The sequence below is a fragment of the Parabacteroides goldsteinii genome (assembly GCF_020091425.1).
GTDB lineage: Bacteria > Bacteroidota > Bacteroidia > Bacteroidales > Tannerellaceae > Parabacteroides > Parabacteroides goldsteinii.
In genome coordinates this window covers 818,448-835,245 of the sequence record NZ_CP081906.1, presented here as the reverse complement: position 1 = coordinate 835,245, position 16,798 = coordinate 818,448, and the positions used below count along the sequence as shown (strand labels likewise).

At 48.9% G+C, this 16,798-nt stretch carries 6 protein-coding genes; 4 read left to right on the top strand and 2 right to left on the bottom strand.

What is annotated here, in order from left to right; translation table 11 throughout:
* The first annotated feature begins 64 nt into the window (after positions 1-64).
* The 3 genes from K6V26_RS04415 (at position 65) to K6V26_RS04405 (ending at position 8,717) form a co-directional block, all read left to right on the top strand.
* Positions 65-3,223: a SusC/RagA family TonB-linked outer membrane protein gene (locus K6V26_RS04415; protein ID WP_224264684.1), complete on the top strand. Its 3,159-nt coding sequence runs from the start codon at positions 65-67 to the stop codon at positions 3,221-3,223.
* A 40-nt stretch (positions 3,224-3,263) separates the two neighbouring features.
* The gene (locus K6V26_RS04410; RefSeq protein ID WP_224264683.1) at positions 3,264-5,171 is read left to right on the top strand and encodes a RagB/SusD family nutrient uptake outer membrane protein; all 1,908 of its coding nucleotides are present in this window, start codon (positions 3,264-3,266) and stop codon (positions 5,169-5,171) included.
* A 213-nt stretch (positions 5,172-5,384) separates the two neighbouring features.
* Positions 5,385-8,717, top strand: a complete 3,333-nt coding sequence (locus K6V26_RS04405; RefSeq protein ID WP_449590453.1) for an SUMF1/EgtB/PvdO family nonheme iron enzyme — start codon at positions 5,385-5,387, stop codon at positions 8,715-8,717.
* Positions 8,718-8,723: 6 nt separating this feature from the next.
* Here the strand turns inward: K6V26_RS04405 and K6V26_RS04400 are convergent, their stop codons facing one another.
* Complete coding sequence (locus tag K6V26_RS04400) at positions 8,724-11,786, bottom strand: SbcC/MukB-like Walker B domain-containing protein (RefSeq protein ID WP_224264681.1); 3,063 nt, start codon at positions 11,784-11,786, stop codon at positions 8,724-8,726.
* Positions 11,783-13,033, bottom strand: a complete 1,251-nt coding sequence (locus K6V26_RS04395; protein WP_195439373.1) for an exonuclease SbcCD subunit D — start codon at positions 13,031-13,033, stop codon at positions 11,783-11,785. The genes K6V26_RS04400 and K6V26_RS04395 overlap by 4 nt, the downstream gene beginning before the upstream one ends.
* Positions 13,034-13,444: 411 nt before the next feature.
* On the opposite strand from K6V26_RS04395, the gene K6V26_RS04390 reads away from it, so the two are divergent.
* Positions 13,445-16,798 carry a SusC/RagA family TonB-linked outer membrane protein gene (locus K6V26_RS04390; RefSeq protein WP_224264680.1) on the top strand — a complete coding sequence of 1,118 codons (3,354 nt, stop codon included), beginning with the start codon at positions 13,445-13,447 and terminating at the stop codon, positions 16,796-16,798.

Sequence of the window (16,798 nt, the reverse complement as noted above, 5' to 3'; positions counted from 1 at the left end):
AATACGGACAATTTTGCCCTCGAGTTAATTAATAAGAGTTAACCATTCATTAATATTATTCTATATGAAGAACAAAGTTTTAATCATGCTGATGGGCTTTTTCCTTTTTGCCCATCAATTGTTCGCCCAGGACGTAAGTGTGTCCGGTAACGTAAAAGATGAAAAAGGAGAAGCTTTGATTGGGGTTTCCATCCAAATAAAAGGAACCCCCACTGGTAACATCACCGATATAGACGGTAACTTTACGCTTTCGTCTGTGCCCGCAAACGGCGAGTTGGTATTCTCTTACATGGGTTACGAAACCCAGACTATTCCGGTAAAAGGAAAATCAGTTATTAATGTAGTATTGAAAGAAGACTCACAGGCCCTCGATGAAGTGGTCGTAGTCGGTTTCGGTACACAAAAGAAAGTTAATTTAACTGGCGCTGTCGCTTCAGTCGGTGCTGAAGTATTGGAAAACAAACCGGTAGCCAATGTCGGTCAGGCATTACAGGGGGTTGTTCCCAACTTGAACGTGTCGGCAACGAATGCATCACCAAATGCAACTCCTTCTTTTAATGTACGTGGTGGTACGTCTATCGGTTTAAAAGAAGGTAAAACAAACGAATGGGAAGTCAAGAACGGTAGCCCGTTGATCATAGTCGATGGTATTCAAGTGGATGCTGATTATCTAAACCTGATGAACCCTAGCGATATTGAAAACATTTCTGTATTGAAAGATGCTTCTGCTTCTGCTATTTACGGTGCACGTGCGACTTACGGTGTTATGTTGATCACGACAAAATCCGGAAAAAACGATTCCAAAGCGACTGTTACATATAACATGAGCCTGCAATGGAACACTCCATCGCATACGCCGGACATTCTGGATTCTTATACCCACCAATTAGCAGCCAACAAACAAACTGAAATGACAGGAGGAACAGTGACTCCTTGGATGGAAACATTATTAGCTGCCAAAAAGAAATACATAGAAAATCCCAGTCCTGAAAATGCATGGATCTACAATGAAGGAAGTACAACCAATATAACATGGGTTGCCAATATGAATCCATACGAAATAGGAGTAAAAGACTGGACTCCTCTGCAACGTCATAATTTGTCGATCAGTGGCGGATCTACAAAAACACGCTATTATATATCTTTAGGATATCAACGCCAAGAAGGTATGTACAAAATCAACACGGATATTCAAAATAGATACAACATCAACATGAACTTAAACTCCAAAATCACAGACTGGTTTGATGTTGCTTCTAAAATATCGTTCAACACAAACAACTACAACGAACCATACATGAACCCGCAAAAAGGTAGTGTATGGAGTGCCATGAAAAACGAACCGGGACGAAATATAAATATGCCCATCATGACAGGCCCTAACGATCCGATACCCGACGCTTATACGGATAATATTCTAGGATGGCTGGCATACGGAGCCACACAGGAAACCAAAAAGACAAACACAGTATTCAGTGTGACTCCAACAATCACTTTCTGTCCAGAATTTAACATAAAGGCCGAGCTCTCTTATCGCCCGACAGAATACTTCCAGAAACGATTCATCCCTGTCCGCAACTATGTAGTAGATGCATGGCGTACGGTTAATACACATACATCACCTTCCAGCGTAAGGGAAGAAACCAGGCATTCGGATTACTATACAATCAATGCCTATGCCAATTTCAATAAATCTTTCGGCAAACATAATGTTTCAGCCATTGCCGGTTTCAACCAGGAATGGTATAAATACCGTATGAATTGGGGAGAAGCAGAAGAAGTCATCACCAATGACCTGCCGACTATCGGTATGACCAGTGGTACCCAATATGCAAGTGACGCTTTTGAACATTGGGCCATCCGGGGTGCTTTTGTCCGTGCCAATTATGACTATCTGGGACGTTACCTGTTTGAATTCAGCGGGCGTTACGATGGTACTTCCCGTTTTGGTAAAGATACCCGTTTCCAGTTCTTTCCATCTTTCTCGGCAGGTTGGAGAATTTCGGAAGAACAATTCATGAAAAATACACATAGCTGGCTGGATAACTTGAAGATCCGCGGTTCATGGGGTTCATTGGGTAACCAAAATGTAGCTAACTATGCATACATTGCCAGTTACGGAGCAGCAAACTACATTTCATGGGTAATGGACGGCGAACAACTAAAAGGGATGAATCCGACTGGACTTATCGCCAGAGATTTAACGTGGGAAACAGCCAAAACACTCGATTTCGGAGTTGATATAACAACTTTAAACGGTCGGTTGGATGCCACTTTTGATTGGTATACACGCCGCACAACCGATATTTTGATGAACGGGACTAAATTGCCGGCTGTTTTAGGTGCTACTGTCCCCAAGCGTAATACGGGCGAATTAAAAACGAACGGCTGGGAATTAAGCCTGAAATGGAAAGACCGGTTAAACAACGGCATACGTTACGATGTTGGTTTCGTATTATCAGACTACCAGTCGGAAGTCATTCATTTCTCCGGCAACCCCAACTCTTTGCTGTCCACCCTGTACGACGGAATGAAAATGGGAGAAATCTGGGGGTATGAAACCGTTGGCATATTGCAGGAAAGCGACTTCACTATCGATGAAAACGGTAAATATATTTTAAACGGCCCTTCTCAAAATAAAATTGCCGGTAGCTGGTATCCGGGTGATATAAGATATGCCGATCTGAATAACGACGATGAAATCTCAACCGGAGATAATACACTTGAAAACCCTGGCGACCGTAAAATCATAGGAAACTCCACACCGCGTTTCCAATATGGTATTACCGGTAATATTTCTTGGAAAAACTTCGATTTGAATATCTTCTTCCAAGGAATTGGGAAAAAAGATGTATGGATCAGCGATAATGCCTTCTGGGGTGGTTCCGGTTCTGCTGGTAACTGGGAGATGTTGAACAACTCATGGACTCCGGAACGTACTAATGCCAAATATCCGATGTATGCCGGACGAGGACAAAACCAACAAGTTCAAACAGGCTACCTGTTTAACGGGGCTTATCTTCGCTTGAAGACATTGGCATTGGGTTATACCCTGCCTAAAGCATGGACCAATAAAGCGAAATTGTCAACCGTACGTTTAAGCCTTTCGGGTTACAACCTGTTTGAAATCACACAGATACCGGATACTTTCGACCCGGATCAGATATCATCAGCTTATCCGATGATGCGCTCCGTAGCTTTCGGTCTGCAAGTTGGTTTCTAATTAATAACAGCTATCAAATATATTATAAAAATTATCGATTATGAAATTCAGTTTTAAGAAATACATATTTGCACTAGGTCTCACTTCAATGCTGTTACCGAGTTGCAACAACGATTTCATGGAGCGTTATCCGCTGGATGAAATCACTGACGAAAGTTTCTGGAAAACAGAAACTGACCTCAAATTAATGTTAAACAGTCTTTATCCGCTATACATCATCGGTCATGGAAGTGGTTGGTCAGATAGCAAAACACCGGTATTGAACGTTGTTGGTAGCCCGTTAATGTATGGTGATGTGTATTCAGACAATTGTGTAAAAACAGGAAATGAATTCAGAAGCATGGCCGGTGAACTTGTTGTACCGACAGGGGCAAGTAAAGACAACGGATGGAACTGGGAAAACCTACGAAAAATAAATTTCTTTTTGGCTCGCTACGAACGCGCCGACCTTAGCCAAGAGAAAAAAAACGCGTATGGCGGAGAAGCTTATTTCTTCAAAGCATGGGAATATTACCAAAAAGTACTCTTTTTCGGTGACGTACCCTGGTTGACATACGATCTGACCGAAGCTTCCGAAGAATTATACGCACCGCGTACCCCACGTACCGAAGTGATGGACTCTGTCCTTATGTGCATCAACAAAGCAGTTGAATGGTTGCCGGAAAAAGCAAATCAAGATTCTGAACGCTTAAATAAAGACCAAGCAAACTTCCTGAAAGCACGCATCTGTTTGTTCGAAGGTACATTCCGCAAATACCATACGGAGTTAGGCCTACAAAACAGTGCCAACAAATATTTGGAAGAAGCCGTTAAAGCTTGTGAAGCCTTATTAGGTAAATATGCTCTTTACAAAAACGGAGAAGAAACCTACTGGAAAATGTTTGCAACAACAGATTTATCCGGAAATCCGGAAGTTATACTGGCACGTAACTATTTAGAAAACAAAGTAGGTCATGCCGCACAACGCTATTACCAACAAAACAATTCAAACCGTCAATCCATGGGAGCTTCCCGTGGACTTGTCGACGAATACTTGTGTATCGACGGTCGTCCTATCTATATTAACGGAAATGAAGGAAACTACGAAAAGAATCCGAATTTCTTAGGATATGGAAAATGGACAGAACTGGAAAACCGTGACCCGCGCCTGACACAAACCATTTGTCGACCGGGAGAACACGTAACGATTTACCAAAGTGGCGTTGTTGATAAAGAGAAGAACGGTATTACGTACCCAGGATTGAATTACACCAGTAGCGGTTCTACTGTAACAGGCTATCGCGTTATCAAACACTGGATGGGAGATAAAGTGGAAGAAGACCGTACAACAAAGGGTATCCAGGCTGCTATCGAGTTCCGTTACGCCGAACTGCTGCTGATATATGCGGAAGCAAAATACGAACTGAACGGGACATTATCTCAATCTGACGTTGACTTGACAATTAATGCGCTTCGTGAACGTGCAGGATTTGATTTCAACAAATACCCGACAGCTAAACTAATCGTCGGTCAAGAACCTGCAGACCCACGCTTGGATAAGATCTATACAAGCAAACTGGATTATACCGTTTCTCCGTTGTTGCGCGAAATCCGCCGCGAACGCCGTATTGAAATGGCTATCGAAAACCGTCGTTATGAAGACTTGATGCGTTGGAAAGCTGGTAAACTACTGACTGTTCCTTTCCGTGGTATGCATTTCACCTCTGTACAGGACTTATACGATGGGTCACATACATCTAAACCGGAAACTGCAGTAAAAGTAGAACTCGGTAAAACAGTTTTCGCAGATCAGGACGGTTTCATCATCTGCTACCCCAAAAGCCCGTATGCAAATACAATAAAAGGTACACTACCTTGGGATGACTACCGCTACTACTGGCCTATCCCGAAAGAAGAATTGGTTATGAACGAAAACTTAGTTCAAAACAAAGGTTGGGAAGACAAATAATTTTGATACCTACTTAATATTGTAAAGAGGCTATCCGATAATTCGGATGGCCTTTTTTCTCTTCTGAAAAAACATATGCCTTTTCCACCCTCATTTCCTCTTTCCGAGATAATAGTGATCGCATTTGATACAATTTTATATGTTCCTGTACACAATTTAGGCATACATTTGTTTTGTACAATTGAAATAGAATAACTTTAACATATCATGAACATGAAATATAAAGCATATTTATGCTCTTTCCTGTTAACCTTCCCTATTCTGGGTAAGGCTTCAGTCGAAGCTGATTCGTTGCGTCAGGTACAGATAAGCCGGCTGCAAGAGCAAGTCAACTGGGTAAATCCGGAAGCTATACGCGCTTATCTGGACGATACAAAATCATCATTGGGAGACAAAGCACCCGGACTCTATCAAAAGCTGGAAGAACTGGAAACGCTACTTCCCCGGGTAAACCGGCATTTATCTGAAGACACCACCCGGCAGACCATTGTCGAAGCAGAAAAACTGCTCGCCCTCAAACGGGAAATCATACTGGCTAATCCGCTGCTCGACGTAGACAAAATCCTGATAGCCCGTTACCGCTTGGGGAATAAGGCACGCAAAGCAATGGGACCGTCGCTCGGGACCTCCGTTGCCAACTATAATTCTCTATTCTCCAGCCGCCGGAAAGGATATGATGCAGAAATCAGCCAGCTTTCAAATCTTCGCGGAGACATTCAAAGTAAAACAATCTATAAGCCTAAAGCGGATGTGCCCATCTCAGATATACAACTGCACTGGGATGCAGACCGACTGTTGTTTTCCTCCCTTAATGAGAACCGCCAGTGGCAAATCTATGAAATAAACACAGACGGAACGGGCCTGCATCAAAAAGTAGTTGCCGACGAACCGGACCTCGAATTTTGCGACGCCAACTACCTGCCGGACGGCAAAGTGGTAGCCACCTGTAATATCGGTTACAACGGTGTCCCTTGCGTACACGGGGACGATGTCGTTGCCAATCTCGTTTCCTACGATCCGGAAACAAAAAATATCCATCGCCTGACATTCGACCAGGACGGGAACTGGGCGCCGATCGTTATTCCGAACGGCCGCCTGATGTATACCCGCTGGGAATATACCGACCTGACACATTATTTCTCCCGCATTGTTATGCACATGAATCCGGACGGGACAGAAAACAAAGCACTCTACGGAAGCGGTTCCTATTTCCCGAACAGTACATTCGACATGAAACCGCTCTCCAAATACAACAGCCGTTTTGTCGGTATCATCTCCGGCCACCACGGAACAGCCCGTTCCGGCCGATTGATTATCTTCGATCCGGCCAAAAGCCGTAAAGAGGAAAAAGGAATGGTCCAGGAATTACCTTTCAGCAAACGCCCGATTGTCCCGATCATCAAAGACGAACTGGTGGAAGGTGTATGGCCGCAATTCATGAAGCCTTATCCTTTGAATGAAAAATATTTCCTGGTGGCCTGCAAACCCGGTCCCGACGCACTTTGGGGAATCTATCTGGTGGATATATTCGACAACCTTACCCTGATCACCGAGCAGGAAGGCGAAGGCCTCACCGCCCCCATCCCATTGAAAAAAACGGAAACACCGCCTATCATCCCGTCGAAAATCAAACCGGGAGAGAAAGAGGCTACCGTATTTATACAGGACATCTATGAAGGTGAAGGCACACAAGGCGTCCCGCGAGGAACAATCAAATCGCTCCGTATCTTCGCCTACGAATATGCCTATATCCTCGCCCCTTCCGACCATGATGCACAGGGTATTCAGAGCGGATGGGATATTAAACGTATTCTCGGTACCGTCCCTGTCGAAGAAGATGGTTCCGTCATGTTCAAGATACCGGCCAACACACCTGTCTCTATCCAGCCGCTGGATAAAAACGGGGCCGCTATCCAATGGATGCGAAGCTGGCTGACCGGTATGCCCGGCGAGATTGTCTCCTGTACGGGTTGCCATGAAGATCAGAACACGATCGCCATGCCTAAACGCACAATCGCCTCCACTATCCTCCCGCATAAACTGGAAATGCCCGAAGGAGGCGTCCGCCCGTTCACCTTCCGCCTGGAAGTACAACCGGTACTGGACCGCAACTGCGTATCCTGCCACAATGGAACCATCGCCCAGCCGGACTTCCGGAAAGACCAGATGGTCACCTATAAACGTGGCATCCTGACAAAGTTGGAACGCCATTACGACCAGAGTTATCTGAACCTCCACCCCTACGTATACCGCCAGGGACCGGAATCGGATATCTATGTGCTTCGCCCTTACGAATATTATGCGAACAACAGCGAACTGATCCGTATCCTGCAAGCAGGTCACCACGGAGTAAAAATACCGGCAAAAGACATGCAGACCTTATACACCTGGATCGACCTGAATGCCCCCTATTTCGGAGCATTCACCCAGCTGGACCTGAAAAAGGAAGCTCCCCAAAACCAGGTAGAACGCCGCATGGAACTGTCAGAGAAATACAGTGGCGTACGTGTCGACTGGCAACAGGAGATTAAGGATTATGCAGCATGGCTGAAAAATAAGGAAAACAACGAAACAGACGGTACTACCGGAGCGACTTCGTCAACCGAAACCAACGCAGGTACAACCAAGGACAAAAAGAAAACGAAAACAATTAAAGTCAAAGGTTTCCCGTTCAGCCAGGAAGAGGCCGTAAAGAAACAGGCCAAAGCCTCCAAGTCCCCACGTCAGCTGACTGTTGCTCCGGGTATCACTTTGGAGATGGTCTGGATTCCTGCCGGTACTTTTACAATGGGTGACAATAACGATCCGTCTGCCTCACCTGCCTTCAAAACACAGGTTAAGGAAGGTTTCTGGATGAGTACCACCGAAATCACGAACGAACAATTCGGTGCCCTGTTCCCCGAACATGACAGCCGGTATATCGGTCAGACCTGGAAAGATCATACGACTCCCGGTTATGCCGCCAATTTACCGAAACAACCGGTAATCCGTGTGAGTTGGGAGGAAGCGAACGACTTCTGTAAAAAGCTGGGAGAGAAAAATCAATGCCGTATCGCCCTTCCGACAGAGACACAATGGGAATGGGCCGCCCGTGCAGGATCGGCCGGTGACTTCTGGTTCGGTGACCGTAAAGCTGACTTCGGCATCTACGAAAACCTGGCAGACAGTACGACTGTCGACCTGGCCGTCACCGGTGTAAATCCCAAGCCGATGCGTCCCAACGATCCGATGCGCCAGTTCTGGGACTTCCTGCCGAAAGAGTTGGGAGTCAACGACCACCATCTGATATCGGCCGATGTCGCTTCCATGAAACCGAATCCCTGGGGATTATACGACATGAACGGTAACGTAGCGGAATGGACCCGTTCCGATTACCTCCCCTATCCTCTCAAAGAGAAAACGGAAAAGGTCAAACCGGAACAGAAGGTTGTACGCGGAGGCTCCTGGCGTGAACGCCCGAAATACTCAACCTCGGCCATCCGCAAGGCTTATTATCCGTGGCAACGCCCGTTCAATGTAGGGTTCAGGGTTATTGTTGAAGAGTAGAGTCAATCATATCACCTCCAAATAGCTTCTTCCATTCCCGGCACGGTTCACACGAATCTGTACCGGGATACGTTCCGTCATCTCCTGTACATGTGAGATTACTCCGATCTTGCGGCCTTGTGTACGGAGGCTTTCCAGGGCATCCATGGCAATCCGGAGGGTATCGGCATCCAATGAACCGAACCCTTCGTCGATGAAAAGGCTTTCTACCTTCATCCGGTTGGAAGACAAGGAAGACAATCCGAGCGCCAATGCCAGCGAAACCAGGAAAGATTCGCCTCCCGACAAACTGTGCACCGTACGGACCTCATCGCACATATCACGGTCGATAACCTGTAAAGCCAGCGTTTCAGGCACCCGTTCCAACCGGTAACGGCGGCTCAGGTCACGCAACTGCACATTTGCATAACTTAGCAATACATCCAATGTATATCCCTGGGCGATACGACGGAACTTGGCACCATCGGCCGAACCTGCCAGGTCATTCAGTTTCGCCCAACGTTCACTCTGCTTACGGCAGGCTTCGAGTTCTTCCTGCTGACTGGCTATCTTCCGTTTGTTTTCAGATTGGGTACGGAGCCGGAAAGCATATTCATTCTTTTCCTGGGTGATACGGGGAAGAAGAAGTTCCAGTGTTTCCCCTTCATGAGTCTGATTCCAGGATTCTGACCAGTCGGACAAAGCCTTTTGGCGGACCAATAAATCTTCCGACGCTTTTTCCAGGTCGCGGGCAATCTGGTCAGAGATACCCCGCAACTGATCGGCAACACCCGACTGCTCCGTCTGAACGGCTTGCAGGCGTTTCAGGCGCTCTTTCAGTTCCTCTTTACGACGGTTGTAATCCTGTTCAACCTGGTCGGCCGGCTTACCGGAAAGCAGTTTAGAACGTTCGGCCCGGAGCGCGGTAAGTTCGGAACGGTTCTTGTCGTGACGCAGGGTAGCCTCTTCTACTTCTTTAGTCAGCGAAGGGAGGAAAGAGGCGTACGATTCGCATTCGGCTTTTTGGGCACTCTGCTCCCGTTGCAGTTGTTGCAGCTTTTCCGTATTTTCATGCCACTGGCGGGCAAAGGTGGTTAAGGTATCCCGGAAAGAGTCCGGGTCCTGTTGCCAGGCTTTTTGCCATTCGTCATTCCCGAAAAGGCGGTTGGCGGCAGAGAGGGACTTCTCCAACATCTCGCGGCTTTCCACACGAATCGCTTCTTCACGGGTTATCTGCGTCTCAGCCAGTTTCTGGCGTCCCTGCAAATCAGTACGGGTATGGTCGGCTTCGGTAAGCTCCTTATGCAATTGCAGGAGTTGCTGTTGAAGCAGGCTCAGTTGCTTTTCATTAGCGGTATAAGCTGCTTTACGGGCATTCAATTGCTGGATTTGTAAAGTCATTGCAGCGATGGCCTGTGTGATGGGATTTTCACACACCCCCTGCCCCCTCTCAAGAGGGGAGCCAGATACCCCTTGTTGCAACTGATGGTAACCTTTCCCCTCTTGAGAGGGGGCAGGGGGTGTGTTACCCTCCATTACCGGATGATGCGTACTCCCGCAAACCGGACAAGGTTTCCCTTCCTGCAATTTCTCCCGCAACTCCAAAACATCCCCGCTAACAGCCTGCCGGGCCTGTTCCACCAACAGATTCTCACGTTCCACACGAACAGCATCCATCTGCTTATCTAGTTCGGTTATATCGGTTTCTTTTTGGGTTTGTTCCAATTTAACTTTAGCATCTTCTGTCTTTCGCAAAGCCAGTTGTTTGCTTTCTATTGTGCGCTGAACAGTAACAAGTTGTGCAGTCTGACGTTCCGCCTCCCGTTTAACGGAAGTGATTGTTTTCACGGCCTTTTCCATTGTGTGGCGGCTTGCGGAAGCAGCATCAAGATGCAACAGCAAAGCAGCCAACTGTTCGGCAATACTCTCCTTGCTACGATACCGTTTGCGCCAGTCGCTTAACCGCGTAATCTCGGCCAGGCTTTGTTGTTGCCGGGTCCGGGCGGCTTTCAGCTTATCCTCTCCCTCCTTCTGCCGGCGGAGTACTTCCCGCAGGCGGGTTTCCGTTTCTTTCACCGAACGGGTTACCTCATCGAGGCGCACATCCAGTTTACGGGCTTGCTGCAACTCCTGCTGCAAGGCTTTGAAGTCTGCTTCGGAGCGTTGTTCATCCTGAATACCCTGTTCGTACTCTTTACGGGCGGTATTCAATAGTTCCGTAGCCCGGAGCAGTTTGGCGGCAGCCTCTTTCTGCTGAACCTGCCGGGATTCTATCTGCTGTCCGGTAGATTTAACGGCCTCCTGCAAAGCCTGTTGTTCTGCTTTCGCCTTTTCCAGGGCGGACAAAGCGGCTTCCGACTCTTTCAGCCGGGTTTGCAGTTCCTGTTCCGCTTCTTCCGTCAATAATTCGATTCCCTGGATACGGGCCTGTACCTTATCGTAAGCCTCTTTGGCGATGGCATTCTTTTCAAAAATCAGGCGGGAGATCGAAGAATAAAGTTCCGTGCCTGTCAGTTTTTCAAGCAGCGACGCTTTTTCTCCCTGCTCCGCTTTCAGGAAAGTGGAGAAATCGTTTTGCGCCAGCAGGACGGAACGGGTAAACTGTTCGAAGGTCAGGCCAATCAGTTCTACCGTACGGGCCTGCAATTCCGAACGGGTCCCCTGCTCCTCTTCTTCCTTATCTATATTATATAAGGTAACGCGGGGACTCTGCAAACGTCCGTTCTCCTTGTCGCGGGCACGTCCTACCGACCAGCGCGAACGATAGCGGTGACCGTTCAACGCCAGAAAGTCGACTTCCGCATATCCCGAAGCCGTCCCTCTTCGTAACAGGAAACGGGGATCGCTCTGGGGAAGCACCTCCTCATTCACATCCCGCAGTCTCACATTATTCTCTTTTGCCTGGTCCGTACGCGGCGTACGGGCAAACAAAGCCAGGCACATGGCATCCAATATCGTAGACTTCCCGGCTCCCGTCGGTCCCGAAATGGCAAAGATTCCGGCAGACAACAAGGGTTCGGCCGTAAAATCAACGTCAAAATCTCCTTCCAGTGAGGCCAGATTACGGCCCCGTATCGCTAATATCTTCATAAAGAAACCTCCCGCATTACATCGTTGAACAATGATTCGATATCTTCCGGCAACTCGCCGCCATACTTACTGGTAAAGGCATGTTTCAACATATCCAGCGGGGCGATACGTTGCAGGTCGTTGTAAGACAACGGACGGACCGTATCCGCCTCCTCCCGTTTCGAATAAGAGGGGACAATAGAAGTCAGGCGGACCGCTTTATCAGCCAGCGCCTCTTCTACGCGGTGGCGGAATCCCGGGTCGGGCTCCGTCAGCAACACACGCACCTCCACATACGGCCAACGAGCCGGTTCGTCGCCCTCCTCCTGATTAGCCACAGGCAGTCCGGCAAGCTGTTCAACCACCTCCTCCGGCGATGCAGGCTGCTCCGGAATCCGATGCAAGGCGGCAAACAAAGGGACAGGCAGCGGTTCGACATCCGACAGGCATCCGTTTTCCACCGTAACGGCAACGACCTGGTGGCGGTAGTTCGTTTCCGAAAAAGACATCGGCAGCGGACTACCGGAATAGCGCAGGTTCTCCCTGCCCCCTATCCGCTGCGCTTTATGGATATGCCCGAGCGCCGTATAAGCCAGCCCTTCATCGAATGTATCCGAAGAGACGGATTCCAGACCGCCCATAATGATGCGCTCGCTACGGTCGTCATCCGACAGTTCGGCCCCGGTAGCATGCAAATGCCCCATGGCGACCAATGCCTCACCGGGCTGCCGCCGGGCATCGGCGAAATCATAGAGCTGGCGGTACATGCGGTTTATACCGGCTATATATGTATCATGCCCCTCTTCCGGAGCCGGATAATCTCCCTGACGCAGATAAGGAACGGCAAGACACCAGCCTTCCCGCTTTTTCTCCTTATTATATAAAGGTATCATCAGGGAATCGAAGTCAATCTCTCCGCTTTCCGTCCGCCGGATAATCCCGACAATGGAGGTATTCAACTCTTCCAGCAAAGGAATCGGAGATTCCAGCCGTGCAGCCGAATCATGATTGCCGGCAACGACAATAACCTGCAAATGCGGATTGCGCCGGTTCGCCTCTTTCAGGAAATGAAAGAAACGGCGTTGCGCCGAAGCGGACGGGTTGGCTACATCGAACACATCACCGGCAATCAACAGGACATCCGTCTGCTGTTCCGCCAGAGTATCCACCAGCCAGTTCAGAAAGGCATCGTGTTCTTCCTCCCGGTCGTAACCGAAGAAAGTCTGGCCGAGATGCCAGTCGGCAGTATGTATAATCTTTAAAGACATAGTTTGTATATCTTGTTTCCGTTAAAATGAAGATTCAAAGATAAAGGATAATTCAGACATATACAGCCTGGCGGTGACTTTATATAAACACAAAAATAACTGCTGGTATTGCATATCACAACTGGATTCCTTTCATATCACAGTTGGATTCCGTTTGTTTCACAGATGGATTTCTTTTGTATCACAGCTGTGAAACACAAAGAAGATCGGATGAAAACGCCAGTGGCTCGGGAGGTAATCCGTTCTGTCTGCCGGGTAAACGGTTGCATCCCGGCAGACAAATCCAGCTATCTCCCAAGCATTTAGTTCTGTAACCGAGAAGTTATGGAATTGTCTTGGTAATGAAAAACAGCAGTAACCGGTTCGTAATCCGGGCGCCCTACTTTTGCAGCAACAAAAAGGAACAAATTTATGACAAATTTTACTTCTGACTCGCGTGTAGGACGTGTGCTCCTACTCCCGGCCGGATTATTGGCTTGCAGCTTATTTACCCCTTTTACCGTAACTGCAAAGAATGACATTCCGGTAACTATCTCCCAGCAGGTTCGAACGAAGATACAGGTGAACGGTACCGTTACCGATGCGACCGGCGAACCACTGATCGGAGCGACCGTTCTCGAAAAAGCCAGCGGTAACGGAACGATTACCGACGTCGACGGAAATTTCAGCCTGGCAGTCCCCTCCGATGCCGTATTATCGGTTAGTTACATCGGTTACAAACCACAGGACATCGTAGTCAACGGCAAAACGACTTTCAATGTCGTGCTGGAAGACGACTCCGAGAAACTGGAAGAAGTGGTCGTTGTCGGCTACGGCGTGCAACGCAAGGTGAACCTCTCCGGTTCCGTAGACCAGATTAATGCCAAGCAACTGGAAGCCCGCCCAATCACGAACATTTCAAAAGGTTTGCAGGGAATGGTCCCCAACCTGAACATCGACTTCACCAGCGGCGAACCGGGACAGGCTGCTAAAATCAATATCCGTGGAGAAGCCTCCATCAACGGTGGTAGCCCGCTGATCCTGATAGACGGCGTCGCCTCGGATGCCGAAGAACTGAACCGGTTGCTCCCGGAAGACATCGAAACCCTTTCGGTGCTGAAAGACGCCTCCTCCGCAGCCATCTACGGGGCGCGTGCCGCCTTCGGTGTCATCCTGATAACCACGAAACAGGGTAGCAGCGACCGCATCCAGGTAAGCTACAATAACAACTTTGCCTGGAAACGCCCCTCTATCCTCCCTAACAAAACTTCCGACCCTTATATCTACCTGAAACTGAAAAACATCGCCGTACTCAACACTCCCTGGAGTTCCGGTCACGTCGCCAGCGACGAACGCCTGGAATGGGCACGCCAGCGTTCCGACAATCCTGACGGGACCGACCCGGTACGCCTCAACCCGCTCGACGAAACGCAGTGGGAATATATGGGAAACCGCGACTGGACACATTATTTCCTGGATAAGAATACATTCAGCAATACACATCAGCTATCGGTCTCCGGCGCCACCGAGAAAACGAAGTTCTACCTTTCCGGCGGTGTGGACGATGAGAACGGTATCCTGGCCGGTATCGTAAAGAATGACAACTACCGCCGCTACAGTATGCGGGCCAAGGTCAGTTATAAAATATGGGACTGGCTGACGCTCTCGAACAACACTTCGTTTGTCGCCACCAACCGCATCAAACCGAGTTATCTTTCCAGCCGCAGCGAACCGTATATCGACAGCAACGGCATCCGCCAGAAAGGGAACGGCGACTCGAACATGAGCATCTTCTACGACCTGGCTCCCACCGACTGGGACAAGAACCCGGACGGAACCTGGGCAAACAATGCCGCCGGTATCGCCATGGCCCAGCTGGTAGACGGCGGCGAAGAAACGACCCAATACAACCGCCTGCAAAGTACGTTCTCCGCCGAGATGTCTTTCTGGGAAAAGATGCTGACGGTAAACGCCAACTTCACTTTCATGAAAGGAAACGAAGATTACGACTGGTTCAAAAACAAATATGTAATCGGATACGGGCCGAACGATATCCGCGAGCTGGGAGACAGCAAAGCCTACAAAAGCACGACCAACGATTATTACAGCGTACTGGAACTGTTTGCGACCTTCAACAAGGCTTTCGACAAACATTATGTGACCGGTATCCTCGGTTTCAACCAGGAATACAACCGCTGGAACTGGTACAAAGCCGAACGCGAAGGAATCATCTCGACCTCACTCCCGTCCATCGGACTGTCGTCGGGCGACCAATTCGTCAGCGAGCAATATGCCGACTGGGCCATCCGCGGGCTTTTCTTCCGTGCCAACTATACGTATGACAACCGTTATATCTTCGAAGTGAACGGGCGTTACGACGGAACATCCCGTTTCCCAAAGGAAAAACGTTTCGGGTTCTTTCCTTCTGCTTCCGCTGCCTGGCGCGTGGATGCCGAACCGTTCTTCGAATCTTTCCTTTCGACCGTCAGCCAGTTGAAGGTGCGCGCTTCATACGGTTCGCTGGGTAACCAGCTTGTCGGGGAATACGGTTATATCCCGGCCATGAGTTCACAACTGGGTAATTACATCATCAATGGCAAATTACAGCAGGTGGTAACCCCTCCTTCGCTGGTCTCTCCGGATTACACCTGGGAGGAAGTGCGTACCCTGAACGGAGGTCTCGACCTGGCTTTCCTGGATAATAAACTGACAGCCACTGTCGATGTGTACCGCCGCGACACCAAAGGAATGCTTACGCTGGGTAAAGAACTTCCGGGCGTACTCGGCGCCAGCGAACCGAAAGAGAATGCCGCCGACATGAAAACAACCGGTTGGGAGCTGACAGTCGGCTACCGCGACCAGTTCCAGCTGGACGGCAAACCGTTCAACTGGGGTGTCAAATTCATGCTCTCGGATAACCGTTCGTGGATTACCCGGTTCGACAACCCGAACGGGAGCCTTACCCAATATTACCAAGGACAGGAACTGGGTGAAATATGGGGATTGCAAAGCAACGGTTTCTTCCAGAGTGAAGATGAAATCAAGAACCTCGACCAGTCGTCCATCATCCCCTGGGGTGCTCTGGAAATCGTCAACGGATGGCCGAAATATAAGGACCTGAACGGTGACAAGAAAATCACCAAGGGAAGCGTCACCGTAGGCGACCCGGGCGACCTGAGTGTCATTGGAAACTCTTCTCCCCGCTTCCGCTTCGGGTTCAACCTGAATGCCGAATGGAACGGATTCGACCTGTCGGCCTTCTTCCAGGGGATTGCCAAACGCGATTATTATCCGATGAGTTACCTCTATTGGGGATTCTACCAGCAGCCGTATGCCGGCGGTCCCGAACACCTGTTCGACTTCTACCGCCCGACAACCGACAGCGATGTGGATATGGCCAAACACTCACAGTCCTATATCAATGCCGGGCTGGCAAACCAGAATCTGAATGCCCGTTATCCGGTGCTCCAGTCATGGCTCGCCGACAAGAACCTGGGTACCGATATCGACCAGTCAATGGGATTGGCTATCCCGCAGACCAACTATTTGCTGAACGGCGCTTACCTGCGTATCAAGAATATCACGCTGGGATATACTCTGCCATCCGAATGGACCCGGAAGGCGCATCTGAGCCGGGTACGCGTATTCGTCAGCGGCGATAACATCTTCGAATGGAGTGCTCTGAAGAAATATTTCGACCCCGAAGCCGTTACCGACGAATCCAACTACGGTTATGTCTATCCGTTCAACCGCCAATACTCATTCGGCGTCAATGTCACATTCTAA